At 60.5% G+C, this 13320-nt stretch carries 12 protein-coding genes; all 12 read right to left on the bottom strand.

The features are described from left to right. Positions 1-3 precede the first annotated feature (3 nt). Complete coding sequence (locus PH552_RS11275) at positions 4-1515, bottom strand: NADH-quinone oxidoreductase subunit M (RefSeq protein WP_112344213.1); 1512 nt, start codon at positions 1513-1515, stop codon at positions 4-6. Continuing rightward, entirely contained in the window at positions 1515-3509 is a 1995-nt protein-coding gene (gene nuoL / locus PH552_RS11270; protein ID WP_112344212.1) for an NADH-quinone oxidoreductase subunit L, read from the bottom strand. The genes PH552_RS11275 and nuoL overlap by 1 nt, the downstream gene beginning before the upstream one ends. A 7-nt stretch (positions 3510-3516) precedes the next feature. Continuing rightward, positions 3517-3825: an NADH-quinone oxidoreductase subunit NuoK gene (gene nuoK, locus PH552_RS11265; RefSeq protein WP_007689961.1), complete on the bottom strand. Its 309-nt coding sequence runs from the start codon at positions 3823-3825 to the stop codon at positions 3517-3519. A gap of 31 nt (positions 3826-3856) precedes the next feature. Next, entirely contained in the window at positions 3857-4471 is a 615-nt protein-coding gene (locus PH552_RS11260) for an NADH-quinone oxidoreductase subunit J (protein WP_112344211.1), read from the bottom strand. Positions 4472-4622: 151 nt separating this feature from the next. After that, positions 4623-5114 (bottom strand): NADH-quinone oxidoreductase subunit NuoI, encoded by a 492-nt coding sequence (gene nuoI, locus PH552_RS11255; protein ID WP_004122484.1) that lies wholly within the window; start codon positions 5112-5114, stop codon positions 4623-4625. A gap of 39 nt (positions 5115-5153) precedes the next feature. After that, positions 5154-6197 (bottom strand): NADH-quinone oxidoreductase subunit NuoH, encoded by a 1044-nt coding sequence (gene nuoH / locus PH552_RS11250; RefSeq protein ID WP_113250594.1) that lies wholly within the window; start codon positions 6195-6197, stop codon positions 5154-5156. 12 nt (positions 6198-6209) lie between these two features. Continuing rightward, a complete protein-coding gene (gene nuoG / locus PH552_RS11245) occupies positions 6210-8291 on the bottom strand; it encodes an NADH-quinone oxidoreductase subunit NuoG (RefSeq protein WP_113250595.1) in 2082 nt (693 codons plus the stop codon). 242 nt (positions 8292-8533) lie between these two features. After that, entirely contained in the window at positions 8534-9292 is a 759-nt protein-coding gene (locus PH552_RS11240) for a 5' DNA nuclease (RefSeq protein WP_483315489.1), read from the bottom strand. A gap of 6 nt (positions 9293-9298) precedes the next feature. Next, the gene (gene nuoF, locus PH552_RS11235; protein WP_113250596.1) at positions 9299-10603 is read right to left on the bottom strand and encodes an NADH-quinone oxidoreductase subunit NuoF; all 1305 of its coding nucleotides are present in this window, start codon (positions 10601-10603) and stop codon (positions 9299-9301) included. A 10-nt stretch (positions 10604-10613) separates the two neighbouring features. Beyond that, the gene (locus tag PH552_RS11230) at positions 10614-11750 is read right to left on the bottom strand and encodes an NADH-quinone oxidoreductase subunit E (protein ID WP_113250597.1); all 1137 of its coding nucleotides are present in this window, start codon (positions 11748-11750) and stop codon (positions 10614-10616) included. A 15-nt stretch (positions 11751-11765) separates the two neighbouring features. Then, a complete protein-coding gene (locus PH552_RS11225) occupies positions 11766-12083 on the bottom strand; it encodes a hypothetical protein (RefSeq protein WP_113250598.1) in 318 nt (105 codons plus the stop codon). Continuing rightward, the gene (locus tag PH552_RS11220; RefSeq protein ID WP_113250599.1) at positions 12083-13273 is read right to left on the bottom strand and encodes an NADH-quinone oxidoreductase subunit D; all 1191 of its coding nucleotides are present in this window, start codon (positions 13271-13273) and stop codon (positions 12083-12085) included. The genes PH552_RS11225 and PH552_RS11220 overlap by 1 nt, the downstream gene beginning before the upstream one ends. Between the last annotated feature and the right edge of the window lie 47 nt (positions 13274-13320).

Below are 13320 nucleotides of genomic sequence, written 5' to 3'. Positions count from 1 at the left end.
TCATCAATTCATCGACAGCGCAACATTCTGCGCAGCGTGCAGGGCAGCGGTATAATTGTTCACCAGCAGATCCACCGAAGCGGCCGTGGCATCGAAGATCGGAGCCGGATAGACGCCGAAGAGGATCGTGAGCGCGATCAGCGGATAGAGGATCAGCTGTTCACGCGGTGACAGATCCAGAAGCTTCTTCAGGTTTTCCTTCTCCAGCGCACCGAAAATGACGCGGCGGTAGAGCCAGAGCGCGTAAGCCGCCGACAGGATCACGCCGGTCGCGGCAAAGAGCGCAACCCAGGTGTTGGCGCGGAAGACGCCGATCAGGGTCAGGAATTCGCCGATAAAGCCGGACGTGCCAGGCAGACCGACATTGGCCATGGTGAAGACCATCATGGCGACGGCATATTTCGGCATGTTGTTGACCAGGCCGCCATAGGCCACGATCTCGCGGGTGTGGGTGCGATCATAGATCACGCCGACGCAGAGGAAGAGCGCGCCCGAGACGATGCCGTGCGACAGCATCTGGAAGATCGCACCCTGAACGCCCTGCTGGTTGGCCGCGAAGATACCCATGGTCACGTAACCCATGTGGGCGACCGACGAATAGGCGATCAGCTTCTTGATGTCGTCCTGCATCATCGCGACCAGCGAGGTGTAGATGATGGCGATGACCGAGAGCGCGAAGACGAGCGGCGCGAAATATTCCGAAGCGTTCGGGAACATGCCGAGCGAGAAGCGGATGAGACCATAGCCGCCAAGCTTCAGGAGAACGCCTGCCAGGATGACCGAGCCTGCCGTCGGCGCCTGCACGTGCGCGTCAGGGAGCCAGGTGTGGACCGGCCACATCGGCATCTTTACCGCGAAGGAGGCGAAGAAGGCGAGCCATAGCCAGGTCTGCAGCTGCGGCGGGAACTTGTAAGCAAGCAGCGTCGGGATATCGGTCGTACCGGCCTGCCAATACATCGCCATGATGGCGAGCAGCATCAGCACGGAGCCGAGCAGCGTGTAGAGGAAGAACTTGTAGCTGGCATAGACACGATCCTTGCCGCCCCAGACACCGATGATCAGGAACATCGGGATGAGGCCGGCTTCGAAGAAGACGTAGAACAGCACGATATCGAGCGACACGAACACGCCGACCATCATCGTCTCGAGGACGAGGAAGGCGATCATGTAATCCTTCAGCCGCTTTTCGACCGACAGCCAGCTCGCGAGTACGCAGAAGGGCATCAGGAAGGTCGACAGGATGACGAACAGCATGGAGATGCCGTCGACGCCCATATGATAGCTGATGCCGCCGGTCAGCCACTCATGCTTTTCGATCAGCTGGAAGCCCGGATTGGCATTGTCGAACCAGATCCAGACGAACAGCGACACGATGAAGGTGACGATGGTCGTCGCCAGCGAGATGTTCAGGACATTCCGGCGGCCGTTGGCCCCGTTCTCCTGCGTGAACAGCAGGAGAAGGACGCCGACCAGCGGCAGAAACGTGACCGTTGAAAGAATAGGCCAATCGGTCATCAGAGGGAACTCCCGAGCATCATCCAGGTAACGAGGGCGGCAATGCCGAGCAGCATCGCGAAGGCATAGTGATAGAGGTAGCCGGTCTGCAGGCGCACGACGCGGTTGGTGACATCGACGACGCGGGCGGCAATGCCGTTCGGGCCGATGGTGTCGATGACCCCGATGTCGCCCTTCTTCCAAAGGAAGCGGCCAAGCGCCTTGGCGGAGCGGACGAAGAGGAAGTCATAGATCTCGTCGAAGTACCACTTGTTCAAGAGGAACTCGTAGAGCACGCGCTGCTGCTGGGCGAGACGGCGCGGCGTTTCCGGCGACTGGATATAGAAATACCAGGCGGTGACGAGGCCGAGCAGCATGGCGATGAACGGGCTGAGCTCAACCCACAGAGGCGCATGTTCCATCTCTTCGAGGATCTTGTTGTCCGGGAGCGTGAACAGCGCATGCTTCCAGAATTCCTCGTAGGCGTGACCGACGAAATCGGCATTGAAATACATGCCGGCGGCAACAGCGCCGATCGCCAGCAGGTAGAGCGGGATCAACATGACGTTCGGCGATTCATGTACATGGTGCATGACCTCGTGCGACGCGCGGGGCTTGCCGAAGAAGGTCATGAAGATCAGGCGCCACGAATAGAAGCTGGTGAACATCGCGGCGATGACGAGCAGCGTGAAGGCGAAGCCGGCGGCTGCATTGTGCGAGGCGAAAGCCGCCAGGATGATCGCGTCCTTCGAAATGAAGCCGGCAAAGCCGATGTGGGTCAGCGGGATGCCGACGCCGGTGATTGCCAAGGTGCCGATGATCATCATCCAGAAGGTCTTCTGGATATGCGGGCGCAGTCCGCCCATATGACGCATGTCCTGCTCGCCGTCGACGGCGTGGATGACCGAGCCGGCACAGAGGAAGAGCAGCGCCTTGAAGAAGGCGTGGGTGAACAGATGGAAGATCGCAGCACCATAAGCGCCGACGCCGAGGGCGACGAACATGTAGCCGAGCTGCGAACAGGTCGAGTAGGCGATGACGCGCTTGATGTCGTTCTGCACGAGGCCGACGGTTGCGGCGAAGAAGGCCGTGATCGCGCCGATGATGGTAACGACGGTCAGCGCATCCTGCGACAGTTCGAAGATCGGCGACATGCGGGCGACGAGGAAGACGCCGGCGGTGACCATGGTTGCGGCATGGATGAGCGCCGAAACCGGCGTCGGGCCTTCCATGGCGTCCGGCAGCCAGGTGTGCAGCAGGAACTGCGCCGATTTACCCATCGCGCCCATGAAGAGCAGCAGGCAGACGGCCGTCAGAGCATGGCCGCGATCGAGATGCATGCCGAGGAAATTGAGCACGATATCGCCCGGCTGACCGCCCTGCCCTGCGGCAAAGCTCTGTGCGTTGCCGAAGATGACATCGAAATTGATCGAGCCGAAGAGAACGAAGACGCCGGCAATGCCGAGTACGAAACCGAAGTCGCCGACGCGGTTGACGATGAAGGCCTTGATCGCCGCTGCGGAGGCCGACGGCTTCTTGAACCAGAACCCGATCAGCAGGTAGGAGGCGAGACCGACGCCTTCCCAGCCGAAGAACATCTGGGCGAGGTTGTCGGAGGTCACCAGCATCAGCATGGCGAAGGTGAAGAGCGAGAGATAGGCGAAGAAGCGCGGACGATGCGGATCATGATGCATGTATCCAATCGAATAGACGTGAACCAGGGTCGAGACCGAATTCACGACGATCAGCATCACCGAGGTCAGCGTGTCGACGCGCAGCGCCCAGGAAACGTCGATGCCGCCGGACTGGATCCAGCGCAGCACTTCAACCTTGATCGGGCCATCCGTATGGCCGAGCGCCACCGTGAAGAAGACGATCCACGAGAGGACGGCCGCGATGATCATCAGGCCGGTGGTAACATATTCCGAAGCCTTGGCGCCGATCGCACGGCCGAAAAGGCCGGCGATAACAGCGCCAATCAGGGGAAGAAAGACGATAGCCTTATATAAGAACATAGCTTTATCAGCCCTTCATCACGTTGACGTCTTCGACGGCGATGGAGCCGCGGTTACGGTAGAAGACGACGAGAATTGCAAGACCGATGGCAGCCTCGGCGGCGGCGACAGTCAAAATGAACAGAGCGAAAACCTGGCCGACGATGTCGTTGAGGAACGACGAGAAGGCGACCATGTTGATGTTGACGGCGAGCAATATGAGCTCGACGGACATCAGGATGATGATGACGTTCTTTCGGTTGAGAAAGATACCGAAAACGCCGAGCACGAAGAGGATGGCGCTGACCGTGAGGTAATGGGAAAGTCCGATGACCATGTTCTTGTTCCTTTGATCCTCGTGCCCCGCCTCAGACGCCCTGCCCCGGCTTGACCTTGACCACCTCGACGGCAGTCGCGGGCGTGCGGGCGACCTGTTGGGAAATGTTCTGGCGCTTGATGTGCGTGCGATGCTTCAGCGTCAGCACGATTGCGCCGATCATCGCGACCAGCAGAACGAGGCCAGCGATCTCGAAGAAATAGACGTAATTGGTATAGAGCACGTCGCCGAGGGCGGCGGTGTTCGTCCGGGTCGCCGGCGCCGGGATCGGCATGGCGACGGATTTGGCAATAGTGGGCGAAATCACACTGCCGCCGATGACGACAATCAGTTCGGCGGCGAGGATAATGCCGATCAGCGCGCCGATCGGGGCATATTCCAGAATGCCGGCTCTCAGCTCGGTGAAGTCGATATCGAGCATCATGACGACGAAGAGGAAGAGAACCGCCACGGCACCGACATAAACGACCAGCAGGATCATCGCCAGGAATTCAGCCCCCATCAACAGGAAGAGGCCAGCCGCGTTGAAGAATACCAGGATGAGGAACAGGACCGAATGGACCGGATTCCGCGCCGAGATGACCATGAACGCCGACGCCACAGCGACAAAGGCGAAGATATAGAAAAAAAGAGCCTGCAGACCCATGTTGGTGCCTTTTTCGTCTTCCCCCGGGCAGCCGGGAGTTTCCCTGCCCGATGGAGCTCGGCCGGACAATAGGTCCGGCAAAGCCCCGGTCTAGATTCAACCGCAACGGCGACAATCGTGGCCGCCTGTCACGGCATATTCAAAACTCCGCTCAGCGGTACGGCGAATCCATCGCGATGTTGCGCGCGATTTCGCGTTCCCAGCGGTCGCCATTGTCGAGTAGCCGCGCCTTGTCGAAGTAGAGCTCTTCGCGGGTCTCGGTGGCAAATTCGAAGTTAGGCCCTTCGACGATAGCGTCGACCGGGCACGCCTCTTGGCAGAAGCCGCAATAGATGCACTTCACCATGTCGATGTCGTAACGCACCGTGCGGCGGGTGCCGTCGTTGCGGCGCGGCCCGGCTTCGATGGTGATGGCCTGGGCAGGACAGATGGCTTCGCAGAGCTTGCAGGCGATGCAGCGCTCTTCACCGTTGGGATAACGGCGCAGCGCATGTTCGCCGCGGAAGCGCGGGCTGACCGGCCCCTTCTCGAAGGGGTAATTGATCGTCGCCTTCTGCTTGAAGAAATAACGCATCGACAAAAAGAACGCGCCGACGAATTCCTTGAGGAACAGCGAGCTGACGGCATTGGACAAACCGGCCATCTTAACCTCCAAAACTGCCAGAAGCGGGGAAAGACATCATCATGCCCATCCCGTCAGCTTCAGCACGAATGCAACGATAACGACCATGGCGAGCGACAGCGGCAGGAAAACCTTCCAGCCAAGGCGCATGAGCTGGTCGTAGCGGTAGCGCGGCACGAAGGCCTTGACCATCGCGAACATGAAGAAAACCAGGCACGACTTCAGCAGGAACCAGATGATGCCCGGAACCCAATTCAGGATCCAGATATCGATCGGAGGGAGCCAGCCGCCGAGGAAGAGGATCGTCGTCAGCGAGCACATCAGGACGACGGCGGCATATTCGCCGAGCATGAACATCATGTAGGGCGAAGAGCCGTATTCAACCATGAAGCCGGCAACCAGCTCCGATTCCGCTTCCGGAAGGTCGAAAGGCGGACGGTTCGTTTCAGCCAGAGCCGAAATGAAGAACACGATGAACATCGGGAACAGCGACAGCCAGTGCCAGTCGAGGAACGAGGCCGGCAGGCCGAGCTTGGTGCCGAGGCCGGTCTGCTGTGACAGCACGATATCCGTCAGGTTCAGCGAACCGACGCAGAGCAGGACGGTGACGATGACGAGGCCGATCGAGACTTCGTAGGACACCATCTGTGCCGCCGAGCGCAGCGCGCCGAGGAACGGATACTTCGAATTCGAAGCCCAGCCGCCCATGATGATGCCGTAAACTTCAAGCGACGAGATCGCCAGAATGTAGAGGATGCCGACGTTGATATCGGCGACGACCCAATTCTGCGCGACAGGCACGACGGCCCAGGTCGACAGTGCCAGCACCACGGAAACCAGCGGAGCCAGCAGGAACACGGTCTTGTTGGCGCCGGCCGGAATGATCGGCTCCTTGAACATGAACTTCAGCAAGTCAGCGAAGGACTGGAACAGACCGAACGGGCCGACGACGTTCGGGCCGCGGCGCAGCTGGACGGCTGCCCAGATCTTGCGGTCGGCAAGCAGAATGTAGGCGATGAAGATCAGCAGGCAGACCAGAAGCAGCAGAGACTGGCCGATCATGATCAGCGCCGGCCAGAGATAGGTCGAAACGAATGAATCCATAGTCCTCTGCCCTTACTCTGCCGCAACGCGGAAATTGTTGCGGGCCAATGCCGAGCACTCGGCCATGACAGCCGATGCGCGCGTTATCGGGTTCGTCAAATAGAAGTCTTTGATCGGCGAAGCAAATGCCGATTTGCCCATCGCGCCGGCTTTTTTCGCAAGTGCGGCAATTTGGGCGCTATCGCCTTCGGCAATCTCGTCGATCCCGGCGAAATGGGGGAAGGCTGCGTAGAGCTTGGCCCGCAATTCTCTCAGCGAATCAAAGGGAAGCTTCTTGCCGAGCACGTCGGAAAGAGCACGGATGATCGCCCAGTCCTCGCGGGCGTCGCCTGGTGCGAAACCGGCGCGGTTGCCCATCTGGACACGGCCTTCGGTGTTGACCCAGGTGCCCGACTTTTCGGTATAGGCGGCCGCAGGAAGGATGACATCGGCGTTCTGAGCGCCGTTATCGCCATGCGAGCCGATATAGACCGTGAACTTCGCGCCCTTGCGGCTGAAGTCAAGTTCATCTGCGCCCAGCAGGAAGAGGACATCCATCGACGATAGCATGGCAGCGGCGTTGACGCCCTTTGTGCCCGGCACGAAGCCGAGATCGAGGCCGCCGACGCGCGCAGCTGCCGTGTGCAGCACGGCAAAACCGTTCCAGTCTTCCTTGACGACGCCGACGGCGGTAGCGAGCTTGGCGGCATTTGCCAGAACCTCGGCACCGTCTTCGCGGGTGAGAGCACCCTGGCCGATGATGATCATCGGCTTCTGCGCATTCTTCAGCACATCGGCGAAGCTGTGCGAGCCGCTGACGAGATCGGCCAGCGTGTCCGGCCCAGCGCCGAGATAATCATAGGAGTAGCGAAGGTCGGCGGCTTCACCGATCACGCCGATCGGGAACTTGCCGCGGCGCCAGCGCTTGCGGATGCGCGAATTCAGCACGGCAGCCTCGAAGCGCGGATTGGCGCCAATGATCAACAGCGCGTCGGCGGCTTCAATACCCTGGATGCTCGGGTTGAAGATGTAGCTTGCACGGCCAAGCGACGGATCAAGCGCCGTCCCGTCCTGGCGACAGTCGAGATTTTCCGATCCCAGCGACTTCAGCAGCTCGCCGAGGGCATACATTTCCTCGACCGAGGCGAGATCGCCGGCGATCGCGCCGATCTTGCCGCCGCTGGTGGCGGAAACGGCCGACTTGATGGCGGCGAAAGCGTCGCTCCAGGTCGCCGGCTGCAGGCGGCCGTCCTTGCGGACATAGGGCTTGTCGAGGCGCTGCGTCTTCAGGCCGTCCCAGATAAAACGGGTCTTGTCGGAGATCCACTCTTCGTTGATCTGCTCGTTGACCCTCGGCAGAACGCGCATGACTTCGCGGCCGCGGGTATCGACGCGGATCGCCGAGCCGAGGGCGTCCATGACGTCGATCGATTCGGTCTTGTTCAGCTCCCACGGACGAGCCGTGAAGGCGAAGGGCTTCGAGGTCAGCGCGCCAACCGGGCAAAGGTCAACGACGTTGCCCTGCAGCTCGGAGGTCATTGCCTGCTCGAGATAGGTGGTGATTTCAGCATCTTCACCGCGGCCGATGAGACCGAGTTCGGAAATGCCGGCAACTTCCGTCGTGAAGCGGACGCAGCGCGTGCAGTGGATGCAGCGGTTCATCACGGTCTTGACGAGCGGGCCGATATATTTGTCTTCGACGGCACGCTTGTCTTCCTGATAGCGCGAGCTGTCGATACCGAAGGCCATGGCCTGGTCCTGCAGATCGCATTCGCCGCCCTGGTCGCAGATCGGGCAATCCAGCGGGTGGTTGATCAGCAGGAATTCCATCACGCCTTCACGGGCCTTCTTGACCATCGGCGTGTTGGTGAAGACTTCCGGAAGCTCGCCGTTCGGGCCGCCGCGGATATCGCGAACGCCCATGGCGCAGGATGCCTGTGGCTTCGGTGGGCCGCCCTTCACCTCGACGAGGCACATGCGGCAATTGCCGGCCACCGACAGTCGTTCATGGAAGCAGAAGCGCGGGACTTCGGCGCCGGCTTCCTCGCACGCCTGGATAAGCGTGTAGTGATCCGGAACTTCGATCTCTTTACCGTCAATCTTCAGTTTAGCCATCGTCCACTCAGTCCTATGTCACGTCTCCAGCCCGATCTGGCCGCAGACAATTTCATGATCGCAGACCGGATTGCCATCGGGGCGGCTCAAACGCCTGATAGCACCGGTTTGCTCACAATAAGCTTTGCCAAGCCTTGTCCCCGCAAGACCAGCTTTGCGATCGCAACATCGCGGGCATCCCCGCAATCATCCCAATCGCGTTCATTCACCCTCCCCGGCCACCGGATGCAGCCGAGGAAAACTCAACTCCGCCCTTTCGGCAGCAGCGCCTTCGCCTGGCCGACCCAGTCATCGCGCCGGATGCGACCATCGAAGCCGAGTTCCGTGTCGATCCGCTCGATATCGGCATCGCTCCAGGCGGCGATATCGGCGAAACGCCTGATACCACGTCCGTTCAGCACCTGCTCGAGCTTCGGGCCGACACCCGAAATACGCTTGAGGTCGTCAGCCTTTACCGCGGCCTTGCGGCTGCGAACGGGCGCCGGCTTTGCGGCTATCGGCGCCACCACCTCAGCCTTGGCCTTCCTCTCGGCAGGGGCCTTGCTCTTGGCGGGCGCCGTCACGATCTCAGCAGCGGCAACCGGCTTTGCTTCGGCCCTCTTTGCGACTGCCGGCTTCGGCTTGACAGCCGCCGGCTTCGAAACGACCGGCTTGGCGGCAGGCGATGCCTTGACCGGCTTCACCTCCCCTGCCCCTTCTTTCCTTGCCGTCGGCTCCGCAGCGGCAAGGACATCCTTCTCTTCGCCCGGCTCGGCGGCACGCTTGCTTGCCGCCTCGACCGCACCTTGAAACGCACCAAAGAACGCGCCGGCGATCTGTGATGTAACGCCGAAACCAATGGCTGCCGCAGCAGCGAACGCCGCTGCCGGATGCGCCATCAGCGGATGGATCGGCATGGCTGGCGAATCCCGCAGCATATCGGCGGCGATGCGGCCGAAATCGACCGATACGTGATCGGTCGCTCCGCTTCCCTGCCTGATATCCTTGATCTTCGCCATCATCGGTCCTTATTCGGCTGCTTCCAGCACCGCGCCGTGGCTCGTCGCATTGGCGGTGTACTGGTCGATGCGCTTTTCGATCTCCGGACGGAAATTGCGGATCAGACCCTGCACCGGCCATGCGGCGGCGTCACCGAGCGCACAGATAGTATGGCCTTCGATCTGCTTCGTCACCTGGAACAGCATGTCGATCTCGCGCTTCTGGGCGTTGCCGCGTGCCATACGCTCAAGAACGCGCCACATCCAGCCCGTGCCCTCGCGGCACGGCGTGCACTGGCCGCAGCTCTCATGCTTGAAGAAAGCCGAGATACGGGCAATCGCCTTGATGATGTCGGTCGACTTGTCCATGACGATCGCCGCAGCCGTGCCGAAGGACGACTTGACCTCGCGCAGGCCGTCGAAATCCATCGGGCAGTCGATGATATCGGCGGCCGGAACGACCGGGCACGATGCGCCGCCGGGGATGACGGCCAGCAGATTGTCCCAGCCGCCGCGAATACCGCCGCCATGCTTTTCGACCAGCTCGCGGAACGTGATGCCCATCGTCTCCTCAACCGTGCAGGGACGGTTGATGTGGCCGGAGAGCATGAACAGCTTCGTGCCGACATTGTTCGGACGGCCGAAAGAGGAGAACCAGCCGGCGCCGCGACGCAGGATCGTCGGGGCAACGGCGATGGATTCGACGTTGTTGACGGTGGTCGGGCAGCCGTAGAGACCCATATTGGCCGGGAATGGCGGCTTCAGGCGTGGCTGGCCTTTCTTGCCTTCCAGGCTTTCGAGCAGCGCGGTTTCCTCGCCGCAGATGTAAGCGCCTGCGCCATGATGAACGAAAACATCAAAATCCCAGCCGAGCTTGTTGTTTTTGCCCAGCAATCCGGCATCATAGCACTCGTCGATCGCTGTCTGCAGAGCTTCGCGCTCGCGCATGTACTCGCCGCGAACGTAGATGTAAGCGGTATTCGCACCCATGGCGAAACCGGCGATGACGCAGCCTTCGATCAGCGTATGCGGATCGTGGCGCATGATATCGCGGTCCTTGCACGTGCCCGGTTCGGACTCGTCGGCGTTGACGACCAGATAATGCGGACGACCGTCGCTTTCCTTCGGCATGAAGGACCACTTGAGACCGGTCGGGAAGCCTGCGCCGCCGCGGCCACGAAGGCCGGAAGCCTTCATCTCGTTGATGATCCAGTCACGACCCTTTTCGAGGATTTGCTTCGTGCCGTCCCAATGGCCGCGCGACATCGCGCCCTTCAGAGACTTATCCTTGAGGCCGTAGATATTGGTAAAGATGCGATCCTGATCCTGTAACATGCTTCACCTCTTACCGCGGCTTCTTGCCGAAGACCTTGATATATTCCGCTTCGCCACCCTTAGCGAGTGCCTCAGCCTGCCTGACCCAATCGTCACGTTCGATCCGGCCCCTGAAATTCAGATAGCCATCGACCCAGCGGCGCTCGGCCTCATTCCAGCTCGCAACCTGTGCGAAGGTGAAAATACCGATTTCATGCAAGGTCCCTTCGATCTTCGGACCGACACCTGAAATGAGCTGCAGATTATCCGGCTGTGCGGGCTTTTCGATACCAGCCGGACGATCCTTGTCATCGAGCGAAGGCTTCTGGGCGCTGCCCGCCTTTTCCGATACAGCTGCGGACGCCGCGGTTCCCGAAAGCGGCTGCGTTTCAGCGGCCTTGGCATTCTTGGCTGCTTCCTTCGGTGCCGTTGCCGGCGTCTTCAGGCTCGTGTTGGTTTCCGCGTCCGTGCTCTTGGCATGGGCAGCTTCGGACGGCGGAACCGAAACAGCCTCGGCGGTCGTCTTGGCCTTGCCTGCTGCGCCCTTTGCCTTCGCCTCATCCGACAGCAAACTCGTCAGACCACCTTCGGGAGCGGAGAAAACGCGATCGATCTGCGGGCCGGTCGGAACTTCACTGCCCTTGCCTGCGGCGAACGCGTCGATGATTTCTTCGAGGCGTGCCGGCGTCAGATCCTCATAGGTATCCTTGCCGATCACCACCATCGGCGCGTTGACGCAGGCGCCCTGACATTCGACCTCTTCCCAAGAAAGCGTGCCATCGGCATTGCGCTCGAAGGCATGGTCGTTGATCCGGCTCTTGCAGACCTTGATCAGCCCTTCGGCACCGCGCAGCATGCAAGGCGTCGTGCCGCAAACCTGGACGTGGGCGCGCGTGCCAACCGGGTGCAGCTGGAACTGGGTGTAGAAGGTTGCGACCTCAAGCGCGCGGATATAGGCCATGTCCAGCATGTCGGCGATCGTTTCGATAGCCGCCTTGGTGACCCAGCCTTCCTGCTCCTGCGCGCGCATCATCAGCGGAATGATCGCGGACTGCTGGCGACCATCGGGATATTTCTTGATCGTCTTTTCAGCCCAGACCGTATTCTCCGCATTGAAGGCGAAGGCGGCAGGCTGGAATTGATCTTCGGCAAGTCGACGAACGGACATCTTTCACGCCTTATCTCAGTTTAGGGACCCACACCGCGTATTCGTCAGGGACGAGAATTCGCAGGCATAGGCCGACTGGTCTTTCTGCATAAACACAACAAACTTGCCACCGTTCGGCACAGCGGCCTTGATTTGATAACCACGGGAAAGGAGATCGGCGATCGTGGAATCCGCGCTCGCCTGTACCTCACTTCCACCTTTTGCAGACTTCCCGCCGATTGCGGTCGAACCCTGCATATTGATGTTCGGCAGGGCCTGTGTGTTGCCCGTCTGCTGGGCCGAAACGCCGCAGGCAAACAAGACCACAGGGATAGCAACCTGCCAGGCTCGCATCAGCGATCCACCTCACCGAACACGATGTCGAGCGAACCAAGCACCGCGGCGACGTCGGCGAGCTGATGGCCGCGGCACATGAAGTCCATGGCCTGCAGATGCGCATAGCCCGGCGCACGGATCTTGCAGCGATAGGGCTTGTTGGAGCCGTCGGAGACGAGATAGACGCCGAACTCGCCCTTCGGCGCTTCGACAGCCGCGTAAACCTCGCCCGCCGGCACGTGATAGCCTTCGGTGTAGAGCTTGAAGTGGTGGATCAACGCTTCCATCGAACGCTTCATCTCGCCGCGTTTCGGCGGCACGACCTTGCCGTCGAGCGAGGAGACCGGTCCGACCCTGGCATCGCCCAGCAGACGATTGACGCACTGCTTCATGATGCGGACGGCTTCGCGCATTTCGATCATGCGGATGAGGTAACGGTCGTAGCAATCGCCGTTCTTGCCGATCGGAATGTCGAATTCGAGATCGGAATAGCATTCATAGGGCTGCGCCTTGCGCAGGTCCCATGCGGCGCCCGAGCCGCGGACCATCACGCCGGAGAAGCCCCAGGCCCAACAGTCTTCCAGCGAGACCACGCCGATATCGACGTTACGCTGCTTGAAGATACGGTTGCCGGTCAGAAGGTCGTCGATATCGTCGAGCGCCTTCAGGAAGGGATCGCACCAGTCGCCGATATCCTGCACGAGCTTTTCGGGGAGATCCTGGTGAACACCACCCGGACGAATGTAGGCTGCGTGCATGCGAGAGCCGGAGGCGCGCTCATAGAACACCATCAGCTTTTCGCGCTCTTCGAAGCCCCACAGCGGCGGCGTCAGCGCGCCGACGTCCATGGCCTGCGTCGTGACATTGAGAAGATGCGACAGGATGCGGCCGATTTCCGAATAGAGCACGCGGATCAGCTGGCCACGGATCGGGATATCGATGCCGAGCAGCTTTTCAACGGCGAGCGCATAGGCGTGTTCCTGATTCATCGGCGCCACGTAGTCGAGGCGGTCGAAATAAGGAACGGCCTGAAGATAGGTCTTCGATTCGATCAGCTTTTCAGTGCCGCGATGCAGCAGGCCGATATGCGGATCGACGCGTTCCACAATTTCGCCGTCCAATTCGAGGACAAGACGCAAAACGCCGTGCGCAGCCGGATGCTGCGGACCGAAATTGATGTTGAAGTTGCGAACGTTATGTTCTGTCATTGCAATGCGCTCCGCTTATTGCAGGCATTAGCCACTAGGCAATAGGC

It is taken from the genome of Rhizobium aureum (assembly GCF_030182495.1).
GTDB classification, from domain to species: Bacteria; Pseudomonadota; Alphaproteobacteria; order Rhizobiales; family Rhizobiaceae; genus Rhizobium; species Rhizobium tropici_C.
This window is presented reverse-complemented; position numbering and strand designations above follow the sequence as displayed.

What these genes read in the sequence shown, in the direction of transcription:
- PH552_RS11275 (WP_112344213.1), bottom strand. Translation starts at nt 1,515, where the DNA reads ATGACCGATTGGCCTATTCTTTCAACGGTCACGTTTCTGCCGCTGGTC.
- nuoL (WP_112344212.1), bottom strand. Translation starts at nt 3,509, where the DNA reads ATGTTCTTATATAAGGCTATCGTCTTTCTTCCCCTGATTGGCGCTGTT.
- nuoK (WP_007689961.1), bottom strand. Translation starts at nt 3,825, where the DNA reads ATGGTCATCGGACTTTCCCATTACCTCACGGTCAGCGCCATCCTCTTC.
- PH552_RS11260 (WP_112344211.1), bottom strand. Translation starts at nt 4,471, where the DNA reads ATGGGTCTGCAGGCTCTTTTTTTCTATATCTTCGCCTTTGTCGCTGTG.
- nuoI (WP_004122484.1), bottom strand. Translation starts at nt 5,114, where the DNA reads ATGGCCGGTTTGTCCAATGCCGTCAGCTCGCTGTTCCTCAAGGAATTC.
- nuoH (WP_113250594.1), bottom strand. Translation starts at nt 6,197, where the DNA reads ATGGATTCATTCGTTTCGACCTATCTCTGGCCGGCGCTGATCATGATC.
- nuoG (WP_113250595.1), bottom strand. Translation starts at nt 8,291, where the DNA reads ATGGCTAAACTGAAGATTGACGGTAAAGAGATCGAAGTTCCGGATCAC.
- PH552_RS11240 (WP_483315489.1), bottom strand. Translation starts at nt 9,292, where the DNA reads ATGATGGCGAAGATCAAGGATATCAGGCAGGGAAGCGGAGCGACCGAT.
- nuoF (WP_113250596.1), bottom strand. Translation starts at nt 10,603, where the DNA reads ATGTTACAGGATCAGGATCGCATCTTTACCAATATCTACGGCCTCAAG.
- PH552_RS11230 (WP_113250597.1), bottom strand. Translation starts at nt 11,750, where the DNA reads ATGTCCGTTCGTCGACTTGCCGAAGATCAATTCCAGCCTGCCGCCTTC.
- PH552_RS11225 (WP_113250598.1), bottom strand. Translation starts at nt 12,083, where the DNA reads ATGCGAGCCTGGCAGGTTGCTATCCCTGTGGTCTTGTTTGCCTGCGGC.
- PH552_RS11220 (WP_113250599.1), bottom strand. Translation starts at nt 13,273, where the DNA reads ATGACAGAACATAACGTTCGCAACTTCAACATCAATTTCGGTCCGCAG.